Annotated in this window: 25 protein-coding genes; 16 read left to right on the forward strand and 9 right to left on the reverse strand. The window is 72.1% G+C overall.

Annotation, left to right across the window (positions count from 1 at the left end; genetic code table 11):
* Positions 1 to 5 precede the first annotated feature (5 nt).
* Complete coding sequence (locus tag Nocox_RS05330) at positions 6 to 1,184, reverse strand: helix-turn-helix domain-containing protein (RefSeq protein ID WP_026214432.1); 1,179 nt, start codon at positions 1,182 to 1,184, stop codon at positions 6 to 8.
* The gene (locus Nocox_RS05335) at positions 1,162 to 1,833 is read right to left on the reverse strand and encodes an HAD family hydrolase (RefSeq protein WP_020543729.1); all 672 of its coding nucleotides are present in this window, start codon (positions 1,831 to 1,833) and stop codon (positions 1,162 to 1,164) included. Before Nocox_RS05335 ends, Nocox_RS05330 begins: the two co-directional genes overlap by 23 nt.
* A 268-nt stretch (positions 1,834 to 2,101) precedes the next feature.
* Here Nocox_RS05335 and Nocox_RS05340 point away from each other — a divergent pair, with 268 nt between their 5' ends.
* Positions 2,102 to 2,554, forward strand: a complete 453-nt coding sequence (locus tag Nocox_RS05340; RefSeq protein WP_020543730.1) for a hypothetical protein — start codon at positions 2,102 to 2,104, stop codon at positions 2,552 to 2,554.
* A 7-nt stretch (positions 2,555 to 2,561) separates the two neighbouring features.
* On the opposite strand, the gene Nocox_RS05345 is transcribed toward Nocox_RS05340, so the two are convergent.
* Genes Nocox_RS05345 through Nocox_RS05355 form a run of 3 tightly spaced genes read right to left on the reverse strand, consistent with a single transcriptional unit; the run spans position 2,562 to position 6,107 of the window.
* On the reverse strand, positions 2,562 to 3,482 hold the full coding sequence (locus Nocox_RS05345) for a carbohydrate ABC transporter permease (RefSeq protein ID WP_020543731.1): 921 nt from the start codon (positions 3,480 to 3,482) through the stop codon (positions 2,562 to 2,564).
* Complete coding sequence (locus Nocox_RS05350) at positions 3,479 to 4,444, reverse strand: ABC transporter permease (protein WP_026214433.1); 966 nt, start codon at positions 4,442 to 4,444, stop codon at positions 3,479 to 3,481. The genes Nocox_RS05345 and Nocox_RS05350 overlap by 4 nt, the downstream gene beginning before the upstream one ends.
* Positions 4,445 to 4,463: 19 nt before the next feature.
* The gene (locus Nocox_RS05355; protein WP_020543733.1) at positions 4,464 to 6,107 is read right to left on the reverse strand and encodes an extracellular solute-binding protein; all 1,644 of its coding nucleotides are present in this window, start codon (positions 6,105 to 6,107) and stop codon (positions 4,464 to 4,466) included.
* A gap of 184 nt (positions 6,108 to 6,291) precedes the next feature.
* Between Nocox_RS05355 and Nocox_RS05360 the strand changes: the two genes are divergently transcribed.
* The 14 genes from Nocox_RS05360 to Nocox_RS05425 all read left to right on the forward strand — a co-directional run bounded on the left by Nocox_RS05360 (position 6,292) and on the right by Nocox_RS05425 (position 17,677).
* A complete protein-coding gene (locus Nocox_RS05360; protein WP_020543734.1) occupies positions 6,292 to 7,518 on the forward strand; it encodes an ROK family transcriptional regulator in 1,227 nt (408 codons plus the stop codon).
* Positions 7,519 to 7,617: 99 nt separating this feature from the next.
* Positions 7,618 to 10,383, forward strand: coding sequence for a glycoside hydrolase family 3 C-terminal domain-containing protein (locus tag Nocox_RS05365; protein ID WP_020543735.1), 2,766 nt, complete (start codon positions 7,618 to 7,620; stop codon positions 10,381 to 10,383).
* Entirely contained in the window at positions 10,380 to 11,384 is a 1,005-nt protein-coding gene (locus Nocox_RS05370; RefSeq protein WP_020543736.1) for a LacI family DNA-binding transcriptional regulator, read from the forward strand. The genes Nocox_RS05365 and Nocox_RS05370 overlap by 4 nt, the downstream gene beginning before the upstream one ends.
* Positions 11,385 to 11,527: 143 nt before the next feature.
* Complete coding sequence (gene gvpJ / locus Nocox_RS05375) at positions 11,528 to 11,944, forward strand: gas vesicle protein GvpJ (RefSeq protein WP_020543737.1); 417 nt, start codon at positions 11,528 to 11,530, stop codon at positions 11,942 to 11,944.
* 3 nt (positions 11,945 to 11,947) lie between these two features.
* The gene (locus tag Nocox_RS05380; protein ID WP_020543738.1) at positions 11,948 to 12,754 is read left to right on the forward strand and encodes a GvpL/GvpF family gas vesicle protein; all 807 of its coding nucleotides are present in this window, start codon (positions 11,948 to 11,950) and stop codon (positions 12,752 to 12,754) included.
* 3 nt (positions 12,755 to 12,757) lie between these two features.
* A complete protein-coding gene (locus Nocox_RS05385) occupies positions 12,758 to 12,982 on the forward strand; it encodes a gas vesicle protein GvpG (RefSeq protein ID WP_020543739.1) in 225 nt (74 codons plus the stop codon).
* A 3-nt stretch (positions 12,983 to 12,985) separates the two neighbouring features.
* Positions 12,986 to 13,297 carry a gas vesicle protein GvpO gene (locus Nocox_RS05390; protein WP_020543740.1) on the forward strand — a complete coding sequence of 104 codons (312 nt, stop codon included), beginning with the start codon at positions 12,986 to 12,988 and terminating at the stop codon, positions 13,295 to 13,297.
* Positions 13,298 to 13,313: 16 nt separating this feature from the next.
* Entirely contained in the window at positions 13,314 to 13,652 is a 339-nt protein-coding gene (gene gvpJ, locus Nocox_RS05395) for a gas vesicle protein GvpJ (RefSeq protein ID WP_020543741.1), read from the forward strand.
* Entirely contained in the window at positions 13,645 to 14,412 is a 768-nt protein-coding gene (locus tag Nocox_RS05400) for a GvpL/GvpF family gas vesicle protein (protein WP_020543742.1), read from the forward strand. Before gvpJ (Nocox_RS05395) ends, Nocox_RS05400 begins: the two co-directional genes overlap by 8 nt.
* Positions 14,409 to 14,627, forward strand: a complete 219-nt coding sequence (locus Nocox_RS05405; RefSeq protein ID WP_020543743.1) for a gas vesicle protein — start codon at positions 14,409 to 14,411, stop codon at positions 14,625 to 14,627. The genes Nocox_RS05400 and Nocox_RS05405 overlap by 4 nt, the downstream gene beginning before the upstream one ends.
* Positions 14,624 to 14,914, forward strand: coding sequence for a gas vesicle protein K (locus Nocox_RS05410; protein WP_020543744.1), 291 nt, complete (start codon positions 14,624 to 14,626; stop codon positions 14,912 to 14,914). Before Nocox_RS05405 ends, Nocox_RS05410 begins: the two co-directional genes overlap by 4 nt.
* A gap of 27 nt (positions 14,915 to 14,941) precedes the next feature.
* Positions 14,942 to 15,556 (forward strand): TetR/AcrR family transcriptional regulator, encoded by a 615-nt coding sequence (locus tag Nocox_RS05415; RefSeq protein WP_020543745.1) that lies wholly within the window; start codon positions 14,942 to 14,944, stop codon positions 15,554 to 15,556.
* A gap of 14 nt (positions 15,557 to 15,570) precedes the next feature.
* Entirely contained in the window at positions 15,571 to 16,482 is a 912-nt protein-coding gene (gene sigJ, locus Nocox_RS05420) for an RNA polymerase sigma factor SigJ (protein WP_020543746.1), read from the forward strand.
* Positions 16,483 to 16,555: 73 nt separating this feature from the next.
* Positions 16,556 to 17,677, forward strand: a complete 1,122-nt coding sequence (locus Nocox_RS05425; RefSeq protein ID WP_020543747.1) for an NAD(P)/FAD-dependent oxidoreductase — start codon at positions 16,556 to 16,558, stop codon at positions 17,675 to 17,677.
* Here Nocox_RS05425 and Nocox_RS05430 read toward each other — a convergent pair.
* The 4 genes from Nocox_RS05430 to Nocox_RS05445 all read right to left on the reverse strand — a co-directional run bounded on the left by Nocox_RS05430 (position 17,674) and on the right by Nocox_RS05445 (position 22,252).
* Positions 17,674 to 18,204: a GNAT family N-acetyltransferase gene (locus Nocox_RS05430; RefSeq protein WP_020543748.1), complete on the reverse strand. Its 531-nt coding sequence runs from the start codon at positions 18,202 to 18,204 to the stop codon at positions 17,674 to 17,676. The two genes, Nocox_RS05425 and Nocox_RS05430, sit on opposite strands and share 4 nt — an antisense overlap.
* An 83-nt stretch (positions 18,205 to 18,287) precedes the next feature.
* Positions 18,288 to 19,646 carry a hypothetical protein gene (locus Nocox_RS05435; protein ID WP_026214436.1) on the reverse strand — a complete coding sequence of 453 codons (1,359 nt, stop codon included), beginning with the start codon at positions 19,644 to 19,646 and terminating at the stop codon, positions 18,288 to 18,290.
* A gap of 111 nt (positions 19,647 to 19,757) precedes the next feature.
* On the reverse strand, positions 19,758 to 21,503 hold the full coding sequence (locus tag Nocox_RS05440; protein WP_219495578.1) for an acetyl/propionyl/methylcrotonyl-CoA carboxylase subunit alpha: 1,746 nt from the start codon (positions 21,501 to 21,503) through the stop codon (positions 19,758 to 19,760).
* A gap of 29 nt (positions 21,504 to 21,532) precedes the next feature.
* A complete protein-coding gene (locus Nocox_RS05445) occupies positions 21,533 to 22,252 on the reverse strand; it encodes an SDR family NAD(P)-dependent oxidoreductase (protein ID WP_020545826.1) in 720 nt (239 codons plus the stop codon).
* Positions 22,253 to 22,380: 128 nt separating this feature from the next.
* On the opposite strand from Nocox_RS05445, the gene Nocox_RS05450 reads away from it, so the two are divergent.
* Positions 22,381 to 22,653, forward strand: coding sequence for a WXG100 family type VII secretion target (locus Nocox_RS05450; protein ID WP_026214895.1), 273 nt, complete (start codon positions 22,381 to 22,383; stop codon positions 22,651 to 22,653).
* The last annotated feature ends 14 nt before the right edge of the window (positions 22,654 to 22,667 follow it).

Genomic DNA, 22,667 nt, shown 5'->3' on the forward strand with positions numbered 1-22,667 from the left:
AGCCGTCAGGACAAGCCAAGCCATTCGGCGAAGGCGCACAGTTCGTCACTGCTGGCGCGGTGGAGGCGCAGGAGCGTCTCGACGTCCTCGCGTACCCAGCGGTGCTCGCGTGTGTGTTGCGGCGCGATCCGGCGTGCGCTTCTCAACGCGTCGAAGGCGGCGTCTCTCTTGCCGGCCCAAAGTCGGGCACGCGCCAATTCGATGAAGAAGCCACTCCGGCGTTCGGCGGGCATGCTGGACGGTGGCGCCCAGGTGTCCCCGATGTCGAGAGCAGGCCGCAGATGGCCGTCGCCGAGGCTGACGGCGAACGAGACCTCATGAATGCGCACCGAGTCCGGCCCGAAGGCCGTCCCGTAATAAATGCCCTCGGGGACGATGCCGCCGAGCCGCTGAGCCTCGACCTGATGGCTCAAGGCGTCTTCCACCTGACCGGCGCGGGCCGCGACGACGGCAGCGCGCATGTGCAGCGACCCCAGTACGCCCATGTACTGGAGACTCGTTTCCGTACGCGTGCGAAGGCGGTCGATTTCGCATTCGAGGGCCCGTAGTCCCGCCCCGTAGGTGTGCGTGGCGAAGAAGACTTCGGTCCGTACGTAAGCCACCGACGCCGCGAGCAGCGGGTCATCCACGAGCATGGAGGTTCGGCGCATCAGGTCGATCAGCCGGGCCGACAGGTCCAGGTAGCCGTACTTGTAGGCCACTGCGTCGGCCGCGCGGTACGAGGTGACCAACAGCGGTGCGAGAGCAGATGCCGTCCGACATCCTCGAACGAGCTCCGTGATCAGCTCAGGAAGCACGTGAGACAGCCGGACGTACTGGGATTCCAATCGCCACCGGACCGCTTCGCGTGCGGCGACTTGCAGCTCAGGCAGTGGGCGCACTGGGCCCTCGTCGGGGAAGTCGCAGGTGGTGATCGCCTGGCGCAGGAGGGGGATCGCGCCGTGGACCCGACTGTCTGTGCGGTTGGTGCCATGCAGAAGCCGCGACGGATCGACACCAAGGGCGGCGGCGATGGCATCGAGAACGGTGTCGCCCGGGTTTCGGCTTCCCTGTTCCAGCTTGCGGATCATGCTGAGGGAAACGTTCGCTGCCCGTGCGAGATCGCTCTGAGTCATGCGGCGCGTGCTGCGGATCGCCGCGATGCGATCTCCCGCGCCTGCGCTATTTTTCCTCGCCGAGGGCATCAGGGCTCCGTCCGGTCAGCTCCAGGAGAGCGGGAAGGTCTGCGAGCCCGCTGATTCGCAGATCGGCGGGTACGGCCGGGTCGTCGCCCCAGAGAAGCCCCCACGGCCCCCGTCGGATGAGGCAGGTGACGAGGCCCGCCGCCTTGGCTGGAATGACATCGTTCACAGGATGATCGCCGACGTAGAGCGTTTCACCGGGGGCCACGCCGGCGAGCTTGATGACGCGATCGAAGAAGGCGATATCCGGCTTGGCCACACCCCATTCCGCCGAGGTGGCAATGGCGTCAGCGGGAAGGCGTAGGCCGCGCAGCAGTTCGCCGACCTTGGCTGTCTGGTTCCCGGCGATGCAGACGCGTAGGCCCATGTCCTGCAGGGCCTGAAGCCCATCCCGCACGTCGGGGTACAGGTCGGTGTCGTCCAGATACTCACCCCGGCCGGCGTTCTCACGATCCCTGTACGCCGCCTGGAGGTCGATGCCGGGGCGGATCATGCGGAGCGCTTCGGCGTTGTCCAAGCCCAGCGCCGTCACCGCGCCGACGAGCGCCGACATCGTGTGGCGGGATACCTCGAGCCAGTCAGCCCATGACCCCCAATACCGATCGTCGCTGACCAGCGTCTCGCCGATGTCGAACACCACAGACCGGACCACGTCGACAGCGTAAGCCGCTTGACGGATCTCATGCTGGTGTCTTCACGACTGAGCTTCAGAACGGCTCCCGACAGCGCCCGGCCGATCTTCACTCCTGCGGAATGGACGGCGTTCCTGTCGGGGGCTCGTCGGGGCGAGTTCGACGTGTGACCGCCTCTGCCGACGAATCCTCGAACCTGACTCTCGCCGCCTCGCACGCGGCCCCCGCGCCCGGCCGGCCCAGGACGTGTGCGGGCGTAACGCAGGGACCCCCGGGTAGCGGGCGGGCATGCACACGCTCGTGAGAGGGCTCCTCGCGGGAGCCGCCGGGACCAGCGCGCTCAACGTCGTGACCTACCTCGACATGGCGATCCGCGCCCGCCCCGCCAGCAGCACCCCCCAGCAGGCCGTGGACAGGATGGCGGGCCTGGTCGATGTGGACCTCGGGGAGGGAGAGCGGGCGGACAACCGCAAGGAGGCGCTGGGGGCGCTGCTCGGCTACGGCACGGGGGCAGGGGCGGCGCTCTGTTACGGGCTCGCGGACGCGCGGTGCCGGCCGTCGTGGCCGGTCGGGGTGCCGGCGCTCACCGCGCTCGCCATGGTGGGCTCCAACGCCCCGCTGACGCTGCTGGGCACCACCGACCCGCGTTCGTGGTCGGTCGCCGACTGGATCTCGGACGTCGTGCCGCACCTGGCGTACGGCGTCACCGCGTACGCCGCCCACCGCCTCCTGACGTCCTGACGAGGCGTCACCCCTTGACGGCGCCGACGATCACGCCCTTGGTGAAGTGCCGCTGGACGAACGGGTAGATGATCAGGGCGGGCAGCACCGCGATCACCACGATCGCCATCTTGATGGCCAGCGTCGGCGGGGCGTCCCCGGTGACCCCGGCCGTCGCCGCCGGCAGCGGGTTGGAGTCGACGACGTACTGGCGCAGGATCAGCGCGAGAGGCCACCTGCGGGTGTCGTCGATGTAGAGCATCGCGTTGAACCAGGCGTTCCAGTAGCCGACGGCGTAGAACATCGCGACGACGGCCGTCACCGCCTTCGACATCGGCAGCACGATCCGCCACAGGATGCGCCACTCGCCGGCCCCGTCGATGCGGGCGCTGTCCAGCACCTCGCCGGGGATGTTCATGAAGAACGAGCGCAGCACCACCACGTTGAACGCCGACACGGCGGTCGGCAGGATCAGCGACCAGTAGCTGTCCTTCAGCCCGAGCCCGCTCACCATCAGGTACACGGGGATGATCCCGGGGAAGAAGACGAACATCAGCAGGATGCTGAACAGCAGCGGCCGGTGCAGGAAGGAGCCGGGGCGCGACAGCGAGTACGCCCCCAGCACGCTCACCCCGGTGCTGATCAGCGTCCCGGCGAGGGTCACCCCCGTGCTCACGAGCACGGCCCTGCTGACCACGGTGTCGGAGAAGATCTGCCGGTACGCCTCCAGGGTGATGCCGTCGGGCACCAGCACGAGCCCGCCGGCCCGGTTCACGGTGGCGGCCGGGCTGAGGCTGGTCAGGACGATCGTGTAGAGCGGCCCGAGCACGGCGAGCACGATCAGCGTGACGACCGTGCCCTTGCCGAGCTGCCCGGCGGGGGAGGGCCGCTCCTCCCAGGGAGCCAGCCGGGCCGGCCGCCGCCCCGGCCGGGAGGTCAGAGTGGTCATGATCGCGAGTACACCCCTCGTTCGCCGAGCGCGTGCGCGACCCGGTTCGCCGCCAGGATCAGCAGCAGCCCGACCAGCCCCTTGAACAGGCCGGCCGCCGCCCCGTACCCCAGGTCGCCGGTACGCAGCCCCGACCAGTACACGAACGTGTCGAACACCTCCGACGCCCCGCTGCCGACCGCGCTGCGCTGCAGCATGAACTGCTCGAAGCCGACGTTGAGCGCGTCCCCGAGCCGCAGGATGAGCAGCAGCACGATCACCGGGCGCAGGCCGGGCAGCGTGATGTGCCACAGGCGCCGCCAGCGGCGGGCGCCGTCCACGGCGGCGGCCTCGTACAGGTTGGGGTCGATGGTGCTGAGCGCGGCCAGGAAGATGATCGCTCCCCAGCCGGCGTCCTTCCAGATGGTCTGGGTGGTGATGAGCAGGATGAACGTGTCGGAGTTCGTCATCCAGTCCACGCCCTCGTGGCCGCGTTCGCGCAGGAGCTGGGCGAGCAGCCCGGCCCCGCCGAACATCTGCTGGAAGATCGCCACGACGAGCACCCAGGAGAAGAAGTACGGCATGTAGACCACGCCCTGCACGAACGCCCGCAGCCGGGCCGAGACGATGCTGTGCAGCAGCAGCGCCAGCATGATCGGCACGGGGAAGTAGAAGACGAGCTGGAAGGCGGTGATCGACAGCGTGTTGAGCATCGCGCGCAGGAACTGCGGGTCCTGGAGGAGCAGCGCGAAGTTGGTGAAGCCGATGACGGGGCTCTCCAGGATGCCCCCGGTGTACGGGTTGTAGTCCTGGAAGGCGATGACGTTGCCGAGCGCCGGCACCCACCAGAAGGCGAGCACCAGCAGCAGCATCGGCAGGTTCATGAGCAGCAGCGACCGGTCGCGCCGGAGCTTGGCCCGCCAGGTGAGCTTGTGCGCGTCCCGCGCCGGTGGGCTTTCCACGTCGATCGGCCGTGCGGTCATCACGCCCACGCCGGGCCCCTCACAGCCGCCCGTTCTCGCGCGCGACCTTCATGTAGAACTCGCGCGCCTCGTTCCCGCCCTGGTCCTGCCACTCCTTGACGATCTTCGGCCACTCGGAGATCGGGCGCTTGCCGCGGAAGATCTCCTGCATCTTGTCCTCGGTGGGGGTGACGAGGCCCGCCATCTTGGACGGCGTCTCGACCCTGATGCCGACGAAGGGGTCGTTCTCCAGCAGCTTGGCGGCCTGCGTCTCCCAGTCCCAGAGGGCCTGGACCAGGCCCTCGTACTGGCTCTTCTCGTTGGCGCTGGGCCGGCCGGACAGGAACATGTACGTGGGCGCGACCTCCTTGCGGCCGAGCGCGGTCTGCTTGATCTTGCCGTCCTCGACCGTGTAGTGCTTGCCCTCGACGCCGTTGAAGACCAGCTCGTACTCCTGGGTGCCGAACGGCGCGGAGGTCCAGTTGGCGAGCGCGATGAGCTCGCGGGTGCGGGCGTCGCCGAGGCCCTTCTTGATGAAGGCGAACATGCTGGCGGGCTCGTTGCGCCACACGATGGTCCGCCCGCCGGCCTGGGCCGGGTAGGGGGCGACGATCCGCTGGTCGAACTTGGGGTTGTCGGGCTGGAAGCGGCCCAGGTTCTCGTGCCAGGAGCCGAGGCCGTCGCGGTAGATCACCATCTGGCCGCTGCCGAAGATGCCCTTGTTGTCGGCGTCCTTGTTGGCCACGATGTCGGGGTGCACGTGACCGGCCGCGAAGAGCTTGGTCATGAACTCGATGGCGGCGGCCCATTCGGGGGTCTCGTACTTGTACTCCAGGGTGCCGTCGGGCTTCTTGCGCCACTCGCGGGGCGCGCCGAAGGCCCGCTGCATCTCCTGCTCCATGGCGCCGCCGAAGGCCCAGCGCTTCTTCTTCGGGTCGGTGATGGCCTTGCCGAGGGCGAGCAGGTCGTCGCCGCTCTTCGGCTGCTCCAGGCCCAGCTCCTCCAGGATGTCCTGGCGGACGAAGGTGGCGAACGGGAAGGGGTCGTTCTGCCAGGGGATGCCCTGGAGGACGCCGCCGAAGACGCTGTACTGCCAGGCGGCGGTGTCGTAGTTGGCGAGGAGCGGGAACTCCTTGGCCTTGTCCCCGGCGAGGTAGGGCGACAGGTCGGCGAAGAGCTTGTTGGCGGCCTCGGTGAAGTGCGCGATCTTGATGAGCTCCCACTGCGGCACGCACACCATCTCGGGCACGTCGCCGCTGGCCAGCAGCGTGCTGAGCTTCTGCCCGTAGGTGTTGCCGTCGGAGATGTTGAAGCGTACGGGGCCGCCGAGGCGCTCGTTGACGATGTCGTAGTAGGAGTTGTCGCCGAGACCGGGCGGCACGGTGCCCCAGAGCGGCGTCATGGCGGTCACCTCCTTGCCGCTGGTGAGCGGCTTGGTGGTGACGGCCTGCACCATGGTGGCGGGGCGGCTCAGGAAGCCGGGCGCGACGAACTCGCTGCCGGGCAGGTCGGGCTTGAGCCCGGGGATCTCGAAGGGGACCCGCGTCGGCACCAGGCTCTTCAGCTTGTCGGCCGCGACGGCGGTGCCCTTGGACGCCGACTGCTTCTCGGCGCAGCCGGCGACCAGGATGCTCGCGCCGACGAGGCCGAGGAAGCCGCGGCGGGTGGTGGGGGTGGATGGCATGGCTCGTCCCTTCGACGGGCGGGAGGGCCCGAGGAAAATCAGCCTCAAAGTTAGTTGGTATTCCGACCAAACAAATTAGTAGACTGTGAGCGCGGCCACAAGGGACCGGAGCGGTCACAGGTTGGTGAAGGAGGCCCACGATGCGGCATGCTTGGGTCATCTCATGGCGGGAACGGGGCTGATATTGATCACTTCTACGACCGGCCCGCAGCCGGCCGACTTCGCCGACGTACGGGCCACCAACCTCGCGGTCGTGCTGCGGTTCGTCCGGGAGCACGCGCCCTGTTCGCGGGCCGACATCGCGGCCTCCACCGGGCTCAACAAGGCGACCGTCTCCAGCCTGGTCGCCGACCTCATCGACCGCCGCCTGGTCCGCGAGACCGGCCTCACCGAGAACCGCGTCGGCCGCCCCGCCACCATGCTCGTCCTCGACGGCTCCCCCTACGCCGCCATCGGGGTGGAGATCAACGTCGACCACGTCTCCGCCGTGGCCACCGACCTCGCGGGGGAGCGGCTGCTCACCTGGCGGCGCTCGTTCGCGGCCGGCGACTCGGTCAACCAGGGGGTGGCGAGCGTCGGCGCGATCGTCCGGCGGGTGGTCAACCGCATGGCGAAGGAGGAGCGCCAGGTGCTCGGCCTCGCCGTGGCGGTGCCGGGGCTGGTCGACGTGCAGGGCACCGTCCGCCTGGCGCCCAACCTCGGCTGGCGCGACGCCGACCTCGGCGGCGACCTCGCCAAGGCGCTGCGCGACCCCGGCTTCCCGATCCAGGTGGACAACGACGCCAACCTCGCCGCCCTGGCCGAGCAGCGCTTCGGCGCGCACGCGGGCGCGGCCGACCTCGTCTACCTGACCGGCGAGATCGGCGTCGGCGCGGGCATCATCCTCGACGGCCGGCTGCGCAGGGGCGGCCTCGGCTACAGCGGCGAGATCGGCCACGTCCAGCTCGACCCCGACGGCCCGCCGTGCTACTGCGGGCGGCGCGGCTGCCTGGAGGCGATGGCCGGCATCGGCTCCGTGCTGCGCGGGGCCCCGGCGCCCGCCGAGATCCACCCCGCCGAGATCCAGATCGAGATCGAGGAGGTCGTGCGGCTGGCCCGCGCGGGCGACCCGGGCACGCTCGCCACGCTGGCGGCGGCCGGGCGGAGCCTGGGCCGGGGTGTGTCCATCCTGGCCAACCTGCTCGATCCCGAGGTCGTCGTCCTCGGCGGCCACTACGTCCCGCTCGTGGCCTGGCTGCTGCCGGCCGTCCACGCCGAGCTGGGCGAGCGGGTGCTCGCCCCCGGCGCGGGCGGCTGCCAGGTCGTCGCCTCGACGCTCGGGCAGGACGCCGCCGCGCTGGGCGGCGCGGCGCGGGTGCTCGACTCCGTCGACTCGGGAAGATTGCCCGGAGGATTGTCGCGAATCTCTTGACCTTGGTCACGCGGAAGTGCACCCTTCAGTCAACCCACCGAAATGTCCGCGTAACTTCCCCAGGCCGGTCGTCGAAGCGCTTCGACACTCTTTCGAGGGATGACCATGCACGAACCCCCCTTCCGAGACCCGTCGGCCCCCCTGACCGACCGGATCGACGACCTGGTGCGCAGGCTCACGCTGGCGGAGAAGGTCGGCCTGCTCCACCAGTACCAGGCCCCGGTCGAGCGGCTGGGCCTCGGCCCGTTCCGCACCGGCACCGAGGCGCTGCACGGGCTGGCCTGGCTCGGCCCGGCCACGGTGTTCCCGCAGGCCGTCGGCCTGGCCTCGACCTGGGACCTCGACCTCGTCCGCCGGGTCGGCGAGGCCACCGGCGAGGAGGTCGTGGCCTTCCACCGCAAGGACCCGGCCGGAGCCGGGCTCAACGTCTGGGCCCCCGTGGTCAACCCGCTGCGCGACCCGCGCTGGGGGCGGAACGAGGAAGGCTACTCGGAGGACCCCTGGCTGACCGGCGTCATGGGAGCGGCGTACGCGCACGGCCTTCGTGGGAGCGCTCCCGGAAGGCTCAGGACCGCCCCTACCCTGAAGCACTTCCTCGCCTACAACAACGAGACCGACCGCTGCACCACCTCCAGCGGCCTGCCGCCGCGCGTGCTCCACGAGTACGAGCTGCCCGCCTTCCGCCCGGCCGTCGAGCAGGGCGCGGCCGTGGCCGTCATGCCCTCCTACAACCTGGTCAACGGCCGGCCCGCGCACCTCAGCCCGCTCGTCAACGAGGTCCTGCGCGCCTGGGCGCCGGACGACCTGCTCGTCGTCAGCGACGCGTACGCGCCCGGCAACCTCACCGGCATCCAGGGCTTCCACGACACGCCCGCCGAGGCGTACGCGCACGCCGTCAAGGCCGGGCTGGACAGCTTCACCCAGGACGACGACCGCCCCGAGACCACCCTCGGCCACCTGCGCGACGCCCTCGACCAGGGCCTGCTGGCCGAGTCCGACGTGGACACGGCGGTGCGGCACGTGCTGTCGATCAGATTCAGGCTCGGCGAGTTCGATCCGGCGACGCCCGGGATCGCCGACGGCGTGGTCAACTGCCCCGAGCACCAGGCGCTGGCCAGGGAGGCGGCCCGCCGCTCGATCGTGCTGCTGCGCAACGACGGCCTGCTGCCGCTCTCCGGCCGCCCCAGGATCGCGGTCATCGGGCAGCTCGGCGACACGCTCATGGAGGACTGGTACAGCGGCACCCTGCCCTACTCCGTCACCGCCCGCGCCGGGCTGGCCGAACGCGCCGAGACGGTCTTCTGCGAGGCCGTGGACCGGGTGACGTTCACGGCGGAGGCCGGCCCGGTCAGCGCCGACCCCGGCGGGGGGCCGCTCAGCGCCGGGGCGGCCGAGGCGGGCGCGTTCGACCTGTTCGACTGGGGCGGCGGCGCGTACGCGCTGCGCTCGGTCACCACCGGCCGCTACGTCTCGGTGGACGCCGGCACCCTGGTGAACGACCAGCCGGGGCCGAACGGGTGGGAGGTGCGCGAGACGTTCCGCATGGAGGAGCGCCCGCGCGGCACGCTCGCCCTGCGCCACATCTCGACCGGCGGCTACGTCGGCGCCGCCGGCGACGGCGTGCTGCGCCTGGTGGACGACGCCGACCAGGCCGTCTGGCTGGCCATGGACGTGGTGCGCAGCGGCGTCGAGCAGGCCGCCGCGCTCGCCGCCGCGGCCGACGTGGCGGTCGTCGTGGTCGGCGACCACCCCCTGGTGAACGGCCGCGAGACCGAGGACCGCCTGACCCTGGCCCTCGCCCCCGCCCAGAACGCCGTGCTCACCGCCGTGCGCGCGGCCAACCCGCGCACCGTCATGGTCATCACCAGTGGCTACCCGCTCACCTGGACCGGCGACGAGGTGCCGGCCGTACTGTGGTCCGCGCACGGCGGCCAGGAGTACGGCCACGCCCTGGCCGAGGTGCTGTTCGGCGACGCCGACCCCGAGGGCCGCCTCACCCAGACGTGGTACCGCTCCGAGCAGGAGCTGCCCGACCTGCTCGACTACGACATCATCGCCTCCGACGCCACCTACCTGTACTTCCGCGGCGTCCCGCTGCACCCCTTCGGCCACGGCCTCAGCTACACCACCTTCGACTACGCCGACCTGCGCGTCTCGGTCGGGGACGGCACGGTAACGGCGCGGGCGACGGTGACCAACACCGGCGACCGGCCCGGGGTCGAGGTCGTGCAGTTCTACACCCGCCAGCAGCGCTCCCGCGTCAAGCAGCCGCTGCGCCGGCTGCGCGGCTTCGAGAAGGTACGCCTGGAGCCCGGCGAGAGCCGCGCCGTCACGCTCGCCCTGCCGGTCGCCGAGCTGGCCTTCTGGGACGTCACCCGCGGCCGGCCCGTCGTGGAGCGCGCGCCGCACCAGCTCATGGTCGGCCGCAGCGCCGCCGACCTGCGGCTGAGCGCCCGCTTCGAGGTGGACGGCGAGGTCATACCGCCCCAGCGGGGCCCGCTGCGCGCCGCCGCCCACGACGAGTACGACGCCATCACGTTCGTCGCCGAGACCCGTCAGGACGGCGACGCCGTGCGCGCCGACGCCGAGGGCGCCTGGATCCTGTTCCGCCAGGTGGACCTGACCGGCGTGCGGAGCTGCGTGGCCACGGCCGGCGGCGCGGAGGGCGGCGTGATCACCCTCCGCCGCGACGACCCGCTGTACGGCCCGGAGCTGGCGGCCTTCCCCGTCCCCAGGACAGACCGGTACGACCACCACGCCGTCACCTCCTCCCTTGCGCCCGCCGACGGAGTGCACGATCTTTATGTCGTGTTCGAGAACGACGGCGTGCGGCTGGTCCGGCTCGACCTCGGAGCCGGGGCTTGAGCGGGCGCACCGTCACGATCTCCGAGGTCGCCAAGCACGCGGGGGTGGCGGTGAGCACGGTGTCGTACGTGCTCAGCGGCAAGCGCACGATCTCGGCCGACACCCGGCGGCGGGTGCTCGACAGCATCAGCGCGCTCGGCTACCACCCCAACGCCGGCGCCCGCGCGCTGGCCAGCAAACGGTCCAACGTGATCGCGCTGGTGCTGCCGCTGCGGGCCGGCATGCACGTGCCGGTGCTGATGCGCTTCGCCAGCGCGGTCGTCACCGCCGCCCGCCGCTTCGACCACGACGTGCTGCTGCTGACCGCCGACGAGGGCACGGCCGGCATCCGCAGGGTGGCGGCGAGCGCGCTGGTGGACGCGCTGGTCCTCATGGACGTCGAGCTGGACGACCGCCGCGTCCCGTTGCTGCGCGAGCTGGCCGAGCCGAGCGTGCTCATCGGCTTCCCCGCCCGCCCGGCCGGGCTGACCTGCGTGGACCTCGACTTCCACGCGGCCGGGGCGCGCTGCGCGGAGCACCTGGCCGAGCGCGGCCACCGGGAGATCGCGCTGCTCGGCGCTCCCTCGGTGGTCTACGACCGGGGCACCGGCTTCGCCACCCGGACCCGCGACGGCTTCACGGCGGCGGTGGCCGACCTCGGGCTGGAGGGCGTGGCGCTGCCCTGCGAGGAGACCTTCGACGAGGTCTACGAGACCGTACGCGACCTGCTGCTCGACCATCCCGGCCTGTCCGGCCTGGTCGTGCACAACGAGGCCGCGGTCAGCCACGTGCTGGCCGCGCTGCGCCAGCTCGGCCGCCGGGTGCCGCAGGACATGGCGGTCGTGGCGATCTGCCCCGAGGACGTGGCCGAGCGGGCGAGCCCGCCGCTGACCTCGGTGCTGATCCCGGCCGAGGAGGTGGGCCGGGAGGCGGTGCGGCTGGTCATGGACAAGCTGGAGGGCCGCGTGGTCCCCGACTCGACGCTGCTGGCCCCGCTGCTGGCGGTACGCAGCAGCACCTGACGCGGGGGCCTTCAGCCGCAGGTCAAAGCTGCCCGATATCTCGCCATATGGCGTTGGCTGTCGCCTTCCATGGGGGAGGTCCGCTGTGGCGGGCCGCCGCCGCCCTTCCGACGGGAGGGCCGGCCGCGGCGGGAGGGAAAGCCATGACCACGTCAGTGCAGCCGGCCGGCGGCGGGCAGATGGGCAAGTCGTCCTCGACGGGCCTGGCCGACGTCATCGACACGATCCTCGACAGGGGTCTCGTGATCGACGCGTACGTCCGGGTCTCCCTCGTGGGCATCGAGATCCTGACCATCGACGCCCGGGTCGTCATCGCCAGCGTCGACACCTATCTCCGCTTCGCCGAGGCCGTGAACCGGCTCGACCTGACGCAGACCGAGAAGAGCCTGCCGGAGGCCGTCGCCCAGGTGAAGGGCGGGCCCTCGGCCGAGGCCGGCCCCGCCGACGAGCACAAGGAAGTGATCCAGGGCGTGCTGGAGTCGGCCCGCGAGGAGCCCGCCGACCCCGCCGCCCAGGCGGCCAAGCAGCAGGAGACCCGCGTCGAGCGAGAGGACAGGTAGGACATGGGACGACCCACCAAGGCGCGGGGCGCGCCCGAGGAGGCCACCCGGCGCGAGGTCGCCCTCGGCGTCTACGTCTACGGCATCGTGCCCGCGGGCACCAAGGTGCCGCGGGACGAGCGCGGCCTCGGTGACCCGGCCGGCGAGGTGCGCCTCGTCCGCCACGGCGAGATCGGCGCCCTCGTCAGCGAGGTGAACGTCGACCAGCCGCTCGGCAGGCCCGGCGACTTCCTCGCCCACGAGCGGCTGCTCGACGCCGTCTCCCGCACGGCCGCGGTGCTGCCGTTCCGCTTCGGCTCGGTGCTGACGGACGAGAACGCCGTCGTGGAGGAGCTGCTGGCCCCGCACCACGACGACTTCCTCTCCGCCCTCGGCGACCTGGAGGGCTGCGCCGAGTACATCGTCAAGGGCCGTTACGTCGAGGGCGCCCTCATGAGCGAGATCCTGGCCGAGAACCCAGAGGCCGCGGGCCTGCGCGACGCCATCCGCGGCACCTCCGAGGACGCCACCAGGAACGAGCGCATCAGGCTCGGCGAGATCATCGCGGCGAGCGTCGAGGCCAAGCGCGACCTGGACACCCGCGCGCTGCTCGACGCCCTGGCCGGCTGCTACGCGCAGGCGGTCATCAGGGAGCCGTCGCACGAGCAGGACGCGGTCAACGTCGCCCTGCTCATGCGGACGAGTGAGCAGGAGAACCTGGAGCGGCAGCTCGGCGAGATCGCCGGCGGCTGGGCCGGTCGGGTCGACGTCCGGCTGCTCGGGCCGCTGGCGCCGTACGACTTCGTCGTGGCGCAGGCGGCGGAGGAATGAGCCGTGAACCTGTTCGTCGAGCTCCTTTTCCTGCCGCTCGCGCCGGTGCGGCTGGTCGTCAAGCTGGGCGAGATCATCCAGGACCAGGCGGAGCAGCAGACGAGGAGCCCCGCCGCGATCCGGCGGAAGCTGGAGGAGATCGACGCGGCCCTGGAGGCCGGGCGGATCTCGGAGGAGGAGCACGACGAGGCCGTGAGCCTCGTCCTGCGCAGAGCGACAGGGAGGTGACCCATGCCCGCCACGGATGAGAAGCGGGACGGGGGCGCGAGCGCGCCCGCGCTGAACGCGGCCACGGCCGGCGAGGCGGCGCTGCGCCTCATCGCCGACCTCACGGCCAAGGAGATCCAGGGGGTGACCGCGGTCACCCCGGCCCAGGACGGCTGGATCGTCAGCGTTGAGGTCGTCGAGGACCGCCGGATCCCCTCCACCGGCGACATCCTCGCGCTCTACCAGGTGGAGATCGACGACGAGGGCAACCTGCTGGCATACAAGAGGCTGCGCCGCTACCGGCGGGGCAGCAGCGACAACGGGGAGGACCAATGAGAGCGGGCGGCGTGACGTGGACACGGTAGCGAACCGCGGGCCGGTCGTCCGCCCTTCCTACGGGCCGAGCTCGACCGGTCACGAGGCGGCCAACCTCGGCGACATCCTGGAGCGGGTGCTCGACCGGGGCATCGTCATCGCCGGCGACATCCGGGTCAACCTGCTCGACATCGAGCTGCTGACGGTCAAGCTGCGGCTGGTCATCGCGTCCGTGGACACCGCGAGGGAGCTCGGCATCGACTGGTGGAAGCACGATCCGTTCCTGTCCGGCAGGGACCGGGAGCTCGTCGAGGAGAACCGCCGGCTGCGCCGCCGCCTGGCGGCCATCGAGGACCGGACGGCGAACGATGAGTGACACGGGGACCTACCTGTACGCGGTAGCCCGCGACGAGGTGGCCGCCTGCCCGCCGGGCGTCGCGGACGCCGACGTGCGCACGATCGCGCTCGGCGGGCTGGTCGCGTACGTGAGCGACGTGCCCTTGGAGCGCTTCGGCGAGGAGCCGCTGCGCCGCTCCCTGGAGGACATGGACTGGCTGGCCGGCACCGCCCGCGCCCACCACCGCGTGGTGGACGCGGTCGCCGCCGCCACCCCGACCGCGCCCGTGCGCCTGGTCACCGTGTACGACGGCGACGAGCAGGTCCGCGACCTGCTGGAGCGCCGGGCCGCCGACTTCGCCGAGGTGCTGGAGCAGGTCATCGGGCGCAGGGAGTGGGGCGTCAAGGCGTTCGCCGACCCCGGGTCGGCCGAGCAGCCGGACGAACGGCCCGGCGGGGGCGGCTGCGAGCAGTCCGGCAAGCCGGGCACCGCCTACCTCCAGCGGCGGCGGGCGAACCTGCGCGGGCGCGAGCAGAACAGGCGGCAGGCACTGGCGCGGGCCGAGCACATCCACGCCGCCCTCGCCACGGTCGCCGTCGCGAGCCGCCGGCACCGCCCGCAGGACCCGCGCCTGTCGGGGCGCGCGGACTGGATGCTGCTCAACGGGGCCTACCTGGTGGACGAGGGCAGGGTCGGGGAGTTCGCCGAGCTGGCGGGGGAGCTGGGCGGCGGAGGGATCGAGGTGACGGTGACCGGGCCGTGGGCGCCGTACTCGTTCACGGTGATGGAGACCCGGTGACGGGGCCGCTGCTGACGGGGTCGTCCGCCGACGAGATCGCCCTGACCGACCGGCTGCCGGCCGAGCGGGTCTCGCTCGTGGACCTGCTGGACCGGCTGCTCGCCGGCGGGGTCGTCCTGAACGGCGACATCGTGCTGTCCATCGCCGACATCGACCTGGTGTGCATCTCGCTGCGGGCGGTTCTCGCCTCCGCGGACACCCTGGAGGGCGGATGAGCGAGGAGGGCGCCCGCTGGCGCATCGCCGCCGACCCGGACACGGTCCAGCGCGACCTGTCCCGCCTCGTCCTCACCATCGTCGAGCTGGTACGCCAGCTCGTCGAACGCCAGTGCGTCCGCAGGATGGACGCGGGCAACCTGACCGACGAGCAGGTGGAGGCCCTGGGGGTCACGCTGATGCGCCTGGAGGAGGCGATGGGGGACCTGTGTGAGCGCTTCGAGCTGACCCCCGCCGACCTCAACCTCGACCTCGGCCCGCTCGGCACCCTCCTGCCGGCCGACTGACGCCCGCGCGAATGGTACGAATTACTCATGCGAGTAAGCTCCGGCGGACACACCTTCACGGGGGCGGCCCGGAGGGCGCAGATCGTCGCCGCCACCATCGACACGATCGCCGAGCTCGGCTACAACCAGGCGAGCTTCGCCAGGATCGCCGCGCGGGCGGGGCTGAGCAGCACGCGGCTGATCTCGTACCACTTCGCGGGCAAGGACGAGCTGATGGCGGCCGTGCTGGCGGAGGTGCTGGGGGAGCTGGGCCGGCACATGACCGAGCAGGTGGGCGCGGCCACCGACGCCCGGGGGCGGCTGCGGGCCTACATCACCGGGCTGGTCGGGTTCGTGGCCGGGCACCGGGCGCGGATGAAGGCGGTCATGGAGATCTTCCTGCATCCGCGGGGCGAGCGTGCCTTCTACGGCCCCGAGGAGGACGACAGCACGCTCCGGCAGCTGGAGGCCATCCTGCGGGACGGGCAGGAACGCGGCGAGTTCCGCCCGTTCGACACCTTCGTCATGGCCGCGGCGATCCAGCGGAGCGTCGACGGGCTGCCGTTCCTGCTCCAGACCCGGCCCGACCTGGATCTGGACGTCTACGCACGGGAGCTGGCGACCGCCTTCGACCTGGCGACCAGGCGGGCGCCGGACGGGTGACCTAGCATCGGGGCGTGGACTCCCGGACGCAGACGTTCGAGGAGCAGCGGTGGCGGCTGTTCGGGCTCGCGTACCGGCTGCTCGGTTCGGCGAGCGAGGCCGAGGACATGGTGCAGGAGACCTACCTGCGCTGGAGCCGGGCCGCCGAGGCGGTGGAGGAGCCGGCGGCCTGGCTGACCAAGGTCGTCACCAACCTGTGCCTCACCCACCTCACCTCCGCGCGGGCCAGGCGGGAGAGCTACGTGGGGCCCTGGCTGCCGGAGCCGGTGCTCACCTCCGGCGGCCCGCTCGGCCCGCTGGAGACCGTCGAGCAGCGCGAGTCGGTGTCCCTGGGCGTGCTGGTGCTGCTGGAGCGGCTCAGCCCGGCCGAGCGGGCGGTGTTCGTGCTGCGGGAGGCGTTCGGGCACAGCCACGCGGAGATCGCCGGCGTGCTCGGCATCGAGGAGGCGCACTCGCGCCAGCTCCACCGCCGGGCCAGGGCGCACGTGGGCGAGGCGCGCAAGCGCTTCGACAGCGACGCCGAGCAGCACCGCCGCATCGTCCGCGGGTTCCTGGCGGCGGCCGTCGAGGGCGACGTGGCCACGCTGGAGCGCCTGCTGGCCGAGGACGCCGTCGCCTCGGCGGACGGCGGCGGCACGGTGCCCGCGGTGCGCAGGCCCGTGCGCGGGCGCGTCCAGGTGGCCCGCTACCTGCGCGGCCTCCACAACCGGCCCGAGATGGCCGCCGTGACGTTCGAGTTCGCCGAGATCAACGGCGAGCCCGCGGCCCTGGCCTGGTGGCGGGGCGGCGGCGGGCTGTTCGGGATCATCACGGCCGAGCTCACCGGCGGGCGCGTCACCGCGGTCCGGACCCTGGTCAACCCCGGCAAGCTGGCCTACGTCGCCGCGCAGCTCGGCACGAGCGCGCCCGGCATGATCGAGCTGTGAGCACCGTCACAGCGCCGGCCTGTCACGGAACGCCGGGCTGTCCGGTTCAAGTGGGGACTCGACAGGAGGAACCATGACGAACCACATCGTGGTGCTGGGAGCCGGCTACGCGGGACTCGGCGCCGCCAAACGGGCCGCCCGGCGGCTCGGCCGCGCCGACGCGAAGGTGACGCTGGTCAACGCGGCCGACCGGTTCGTGGAGCGGGTGCGGCTGCACCAGCTCGCCGCCGGGCAACCGGCCGCCGACCTGCCCCTCGCCCGGCTGCTCGACGGCACCGGCGTCGAGCTCGTGATCGGCCGCGTCACCGGCCTCGACCCGGAGGCGCGGACGGTGCGGCTGGACGGGCCGCCGTACGAGCTGGGCTACGACGTGCTCGTGTACGCCCTCGGCAGCGCCGCCGACCTCGACGCCCTGCCCGGGGCCCGCGAGCACGCCTACACGCCCGCCACCGGCGAGGAGGCCGTCCGGCTGCGGAAGCGGCTGGCGGCGGAGACCCGCTCGGTGGCGCTGGTCGGCGCCGGGCTGACCGGCCTGGAGACGGCGGCCGAGTTCGCCGGCGCGTACCCCAACCTGCGCTTCGAGCTGTTCTGCGCGGGCGGGCTCGCGGAGGGGCTGCTGTCCGAGCCCGGCCGCAGGCACGTCCGCCGGGTGCTCGGCGACCTCGGGGTGCGGGTGCGCGACCACACCCCGGTCGCCAAGGTCGGCGCCGACGGGCTGCTGCTCGGCGACGGGACGGAGGCCCCCGCCGGCACCGTCGTGTGGACGGGCGGCTTCCGCGTCCAGCCGCTCGCCGCCGCGGCCGGGCTCGCCACCGGCGACGACGGCCGGATCGTGGTGGACGGGCGGCTGCGCTCGGTGTCGCACCCCGAGATCCTGGCGATCGGCGACGCCGCCGCCGCGAACGTGTGCGGCCTCAGCCCGCACAGCATGTCCTGCCAGAACGCCGTCCCCATGGGACAGTACGCGGGCGACGCCGCGGCCCGCCTGGTCACCGGCCGCGAGTCGCCCCCCGCCCGGCTCCGCTACCTCCTGCGGTGTCTCAGCCTCGGGCGGCGCGACGGGCTCGTCCAGTTCACCCAGCCGAACGACCGGCCGCGCCCGGCGGTGGTCACCGGGCGGGCCGCCGCCGTGGTCAAGGAGGGGATCGTGCGCGGCACGGTGTGGGCCATGCGGCACCCCGGGCCGTACCTCTAGACCATCTCCGCGGTGACGGCCCAGCGCTCGTGGTCGCGCCAGGCGCCGTTGATGAACTGGAAGTTCGGTGAATAGCCCTCGCGCCGGAAGCCGGCCCGCTCGGCCAGCTTGAGCGAGGCGGTGTTGCCCGGCTGGATGTTCGCCTCCAGCCGGTGCAGCGCCAGCTCGTCGAAGGCGAACGCGACCAGCAGCCGCAGGCCCTCGGTCATGTAGCCGCGGCCGGTGGTGGAGGCGTAGGCGCTGTAGCCGACGGTGCCCGCCTGGTGGGTGCCGCGGACGATGTTGTTGACGTTGATCCGGCCGGCGATCCCGCCGGTGTCGAGCCGGCAGACCACGAACCCCTCGTGGGCGGGGCCGTCGAACCGGCCGAGGTAGCCCTCGAACTCCTCGGGGGTGGTGACCTGAGGGCCGGGCAGCCATGGGCCGTGCAGGTCGAGGCTCTCCTTGTTCAGCGCCAGGATCTCGGCCGCGTCGTCGGCGGCGAGGTGGCGGAGGCCGACCCGGCCGCCGTACGAGAGGTAGCTCACCCGCCCGATCCTACGGACCAGGAAAGGGAACGCCCCTCGCGGAGTGGTCCGCGAGGGGCGTCGCCGGGTGTCCGGGCGGGTGGTTACCAGTCGCCGCCACCGAAGTCGCCGCCGCCGAAGTCGCCTCCGCCGCCGAAGTCGCCCCAGCCGCCGAAGTCGCCGCCGCCCGCGTCGCCACCGCCGCCGTCGGCGTAGCCCTCCGCGTAGCCGGCGCCGTAGCCGCCGTGGCCGAAGCCGCCGAGCATGCTGCCCATCATGGTGCCGATGAACATGCCGGTCATGATGTCGCCGAAGCCGCCGTAGTAGCCGGAGGCGTAGGGCTGGTAGGCCGGGCCCGCGTCGTAGTAGGGGCGGCGCTGGCCGTCGACCATGACCTCACGCATCTGCGGGTCGAAGCCGCGCTCCACGGCCTCGGCGTCGGCCCGGCAGGCGGGCACGTCGCGGACGGCGCCGCCGGGCGGGGCCCAGCGCACGTCGCGGGCGGACGGGCCGTGCTGCGGGTTGAAGAAGCAGGGGGCGCGCCGCTCGGGCACCGGCTCGTTGTTGACCTTGGCCTTGACCACGGCCAGCGCGTAGCGGCCGTCCTCCAGGGTCTGGGTGACCTCGCGCACCTGGTCGGCCCGCTGCACCGTGGCGAGCTGGGTCTTGGCCTTCTCGTAGGAGTCGAGCGCGGTCTCCCACTCCTGGATGTGCTGACCGCCCTCGCCGGCGAGCTTGACGTCGGTGTCGAGCGCGGTGATCTCCTCGCCCAGCTTGGTGACGTCCTCGTCGACGGTCTGCTTGACCGCGGCGAGGTCCTTGGCGTCCTGGATGGCCTGCTTCTTCTTCTTGTTGCTGGAGTAGAGGAAGTAGCCGCCGCCGCCGACCAGGGCGAGCGCGCCGAGGCCCACCAGCGCGGCGGTGCCGCCGGCGCCGGGGTTGGCCTGGCTGCCGGGGTTGAGCGCGGAGCGGTCGCCGGACAGGGCCAGGTCGACGCGGTTGGCGAAGTCCTTGAACCCGTCGACGACGTCGGAGTTGGCGCTGGTGGCGCGGTTGGACAACTGGGCCACGATGTTCTGCGGCATGGCGGTGGACGCCACGAACATCGTCATGCCGTCGAGCACCACGACGGTGGCGCTGGGCCGGCCGGCGCTCTTCAGTGCCGAGGTGAGCTGGCTGGTGTAGGACGCGACATTGCTCTGGTCGATCGTGCCGTCGGGCAACGCCACGGCGTAGATCTTGCTGTCGGCCCCCTTCAGCGCGTCGTTGATCTCGCTCTGCTGGTCGGAGCTCAAGGGGGAGCCGGACACCGTGTAGAGCGGGTCCTGCTTCCAGTGGGACACGACCGACTGGGCATCAGGGGGAGCCGCCGCGTTGGCGGCAGGGGAGAACGCAAGAACGGCGAACAGACCGGCGATCAGAGCCGCGATCGCGGCCCCTGCTCGGCGCAGCGAATGGGTCATTGGCAGCAAGCCTCCTTCGCCCATGAGGACGAACGGGCGGTCGGCAAAGTTCCTCACTGTGCACGCTACCGGATTCGTCCGGGACGCTCGGGTCTCCGGGCGGCCCCGTCGTCAGGCGTCCTTGATCTCGCAGATCACGGCGCCGGAGGTCACCGTCTGCCCGATGGCCGCCGCGAGGCCGGTGACGGCGCCGGACTTGTGCGCGGTGAGCGGCTGCTCCATCTTCATGGCCTCCAGCACCACGATCGTGTCGCCCTCGGCCACGGTGTCGCCGTCGGCGGCCACGACCTTGACGATCGTGCCCTGCATCGGGCTGACCAGGGTGTCACCGCCCGCGGCCGGCTTGCGGGCCCCGCCGCGCCCGCGCTTCTGGGGCGGCTTGTTCGCCGAGGGCGTAGCGGCGGCGCCGAGCCCGGCCGGCAGGACGACCTCCAGCCGCTTGCCGCCGACCTCCACGGTCACCCGCTCGCGCGCCGCCTCCTCGCCCGTGGCCACGGCCCCTTCGTACGGCTCGACCGTGTTGTCCCATTCGGTCTCGATCCATCGGGTGTGGACGGAGAACGGCTCCCCGGTGAACGCCGGATCCGTCACGACGGCCCGGTGGAAGGGCAGCACGGTCGGCATCCCGTCGATCTCGAACTCCGCCAGCGCCCGCCTCGCCCGGTCGAGCGCCTCGCGCCGGTCGCGCCCGGTGACGACGAGCTTGGCCACGAGCGAGTCGAACGCGCCCGGCACGGTCATCCCCGTCTCGTAGCCGGCGTCCAGGCGCACGCCGGGACCGGCCGGCGGGCGCATCGAGGTCAGGGTGCCCGGCGCGGGCAGGAAGCCCCGCCCGGCGTCCTCGGCGTTGATCCGGAACTCGATGGAGTGGCCGCGCAGCGGCGGGTCGTCGTAGCCGAGTGCCTCGCCGCCGGCCACGCGGAACATCTCGCGGACCAGGTCGACGCCGGCGACCTCCTCGGTGACCGGGTGCTCGACCTGGAGGCGGGTGTTGACCTCCAGGAAGGAGATCGTGCCGTCCTGGCCGACCAGGAACTCGCAGGTGCCCGCGCCGACGTAGCCGGCCTCGCGCAGGATGGCCTTGGACGAGGCGCGCAGCAGCGCCTCCTGATCGGCGGTGAGGAACGGGGCCGGGGCCTCCTCCACCAGCTTCTGGTGGCGGCGCTGCAGCGAGCAGTCGCGGGTGGAGACCACGACCACGTTGCCGTGCGCGTCGGCCAGGCACTGCGTCTCGACGTGGCGGGGCCGGTCGAGGTAGCGCTCGACGAAGCACTCGCCCCGCCCGAACGCCGCCACCGCCTCGCGCACCGCCGACTCGTAGAGCTCGGCGACCTCCTCCAGCCGGCGGGCGACCTTGATGCCGCGCCCGCCGCCGCCGTACGCGGCCTTGATCGCGATGGGCAGCCCGTGCTCCTCCGCGAAGGCGACGACCTCGTCCACCCCGGACACCGGGTCCTGGGTGCCGGCGACCAGCGGCGCGCCGACCTTCTGGGCGATGTGCCTGGCGCGCACCTTGTCGCCGAGCGCGGCGATGGCGGCGGGCGGCGGGCCGATCCAGGTCAGGCCGGCGTCGATGACGGCCTGCGCGAAGGCGGCGTTCTCGGCCAGGAAGCCGTAGCCGGGATGGACGGCGTCGGCGCCGCTGCGGGCGGCCACGTCGAGCAGCTTGGCGACGTCGAGGTAGGTCTCGGCGGGCGACTGCCCGCCCAGCGCGTACGCCTCGTCGGCGACCCTGACGTGCAGGCCGTCGAGGTCCTGGTCGGCGTAGACCGCCACGCTCCCGATCCCGGCGTCCTTGCACGCGCGGGCCACCCGTACGGCGATCTCGCCGCGGTTGGCGATCAGCACCTTCCGCACCGGCGTCCGTCCTTCCCGAGGTCGATGGATCAGCGGCCCAGGTAGGCGCCGCCGTTGACGTGGAGCACCTGCCCCGTGACGTGCCCGGCTCCCTCGCCGGCCAGGAACAGAACGGTATCGGCCACGTCGGAAGGCGTACCGGGCCGGCCGTTGCGGGTGTTGTCCACGCGGGCCCGGATGCCGTCCTCGGTGAGGCGTCCTCCGAAGAACTCGGTGTCGAGGACGAGACCGGGGGAGACGACGTTCGCGGTGATGCCGCGCGGGCCCAGCTCGGCGGCCAGGTCGGCGGTCCAGGACTCCAGGGCGGCCTTGGCGGCGCCGTACGAGCCCGAGCCGGTGCCGCGGGCGGCGATCGAGCCGATGGAGATCACCCGGCCGCCGTCGCTGAGGCGCGGGGCCAGCGCGGTCGTGACGAGCACCGCGGACATGAGGTTGGTGTTGAGGTTGGCCCACCACGCCTCGGCGACGTCCATGAGGTCGCCGGACTGCTTGCGGTCGAGGTTGGTGTTGCCGCCGGCGTTGTTGACCAGCACGTCCACGCGCTGCGGCAGGGCGGCGAGCGCTTCCTGGACGGCGACCGGGCTGGCGGCGTTGAAGACGGCGTGGTCGGCTCCGATGCGGCCGGCGGCCTCCTTGAGCACGTGCTCGCGGCGGCCGGTGATCGTCACGTGCTCGCCCCGGGAGGCGAACGCCGCGGCGATCGCGTAGCCGATGCCGGTGCCGCCGCCCGTCACCACGACTTGGCGCATACCGGACGAACCTCCGTATCAATCCCCGAATATTCCTCGGGTAGACCATAGCCGCTCGGCATAACCAGGACGAAGGCCCGCGGGCCCGCTTAGGGTGATGGCGCTTTCACACGGTCCAGGAGGTATGCATGAGCCAGAGTATGCTCGGCGGCGACCCCGCGGAAATGCAGCAGATGGCCAGCCAGTTCACCCAGCAGTCAGAGGCGGTCCGCACCACGATGACCGCGCTCGACCGCGAGGCGGCCAAGGTCGGCACCGCGTGGACGGGGCCGGGCGCGCAGCGTTTCCAGCAGGCCTGGCAGAACTACCGCACCGCGTTCCAGCGGATGACCGAGGAGCTGCAGGAGGCTTCGCGGGTCATCGGCACCTACCGGCAGAACATCGAGTCCGCCACGAAATGAGCAACGGAACGAGG

The sequence above is a fragment of the Nonomuraea coxensis DSM 45129 genome, assembly GCF_019397265.1.
GTDB lineage: Bacteria > Actinomycetota > Actinomycetes > Streptosporangiales > Streptosporangiaceae > Nonomuraea > Nonomuraea coxensis.

What these genes read in the sequence shown, in the direction of transcription:
- Nocox_RS05330 (WP_026214432.1), bottom strand. Translation starts at nt 1,184, where the DNA reads ATGCCCTCGGCGAGGAAAAATAGCGCAGGCGCGGGAGATCGCATCGCG.
- Nocox_RS05340 (WP_020543730.1), top strand. Translation starts at nt 2,102, where the DNA reads ATGCACACGCTCGTGAGAGGGCTCCTCGCGGGAGCCGCCGGGACCAGC.
- Nocox_RS05345 (WP_020543731.1), bottom strand. Translation starts at nt 3,482, where the DNA reads ATGACCACTCTGACCTCCCGGCCGGGGCGGCGGCCGGCCCGGCTGGCT.
- Nocox_RS05350 (WP_026214433.1), bottom strand. Translation starts at nt 4,444, where the DNA reads ATGACCGCACGGCCGATCGACGTGGAAAGCCCACCGGCGCGGGACGCG.
- Nocox_RS05355 (WP_020543733.1), bottom strand. Translation starts at nt 6,107, where the DNA reads ATGCCATCCACCCCCACCACCCGCCGCGGCTTCCTCGGCCTCGTCGGC.
- Nocox_RS05365 (WP_020543735.1), top strand. Translation starts at nt 7,618, where the DNA reads ATGACCATGCACGAACCCCCCTTCCGAGACCCGTCGGCCCCCCTGACC.
- gvpJ (WP_020543737.1), top strand. Translation starts at nt 11,528, where the DNA reads ATGACCACGTCAGTGCAGCCGGCCGGCGGCGGGCAGATGGGCAAGTCG.
- Nocox_RS05380 (WP_020543738.1), top strand. Translation starts at nt 11,948, where the DNA reads ATGGGACGACCCACCAAGGCGCGGGGCGCGCCCGAGGAGGCCACCCGG.
- Nocox_RS05390 (WP_020543740.1), top strand. Translation starts at nt 12,986, where the DNA reads ATGCCCGCCACGGATGAGAAGCGGGACGGGGGCGCGAGCGCGCCCGCG.
- Nocox_RS05400 (WP_020543742.1), top strand. Translation starts at nt 13,645, where the DNA reads ATGAGTGACACGGGGACCTACCTGTACGCGGTAGCCCGCGACGAGGTG.
- Nocox_RS05410 (WP_020543744.1), top strand. Translation starts at nt 14,624, where the DNA reads ATGAGCGAGGAGGGCGCCCGCTGGCGCATCGCCGCCGACCCGGACACG.
- Nocox_RS05415 (WP_020543745.1), top strand. Translation starts at nt 14,942, where the DNA reads ATGCGAGTAAGCTCCGGCGGACACACCTTCACGGGGGCGGCCCGGAGG.
- Nocox_RS05425 (WP_020543747.1), top strand. Translation starts at nt 16,556, where the DNA reads ATGACGAACCACATCGTGGTGCTGGGAGCCGGCTACGCGGGACTCGGC.
- Nocox_RS05435 (WP_026214436.1), bottom strand. Translation starts at nt 19,646, where the DNA reads ATGACCCATTCGCTGCGCCGAGCAGGGGCCGCGATCGCGGCTCTGATC.
- Nocox_RS05445 (WP_020545826.1), bottom strand. Translation starts at nt 22,252, where the DNA reads ATGCGCCAAGTCGTGGTGACGGGCGGCGGCACCGGCATCGGCTACGCG.
- Nocox_RS05450 (WP_026214895.1), top strand. Translation starts at nt 22,381, where the DNA reads ATGAGCCAGAGTATGCTCGGCGGCGACCCCGCGGAAATGCAGCAGATG.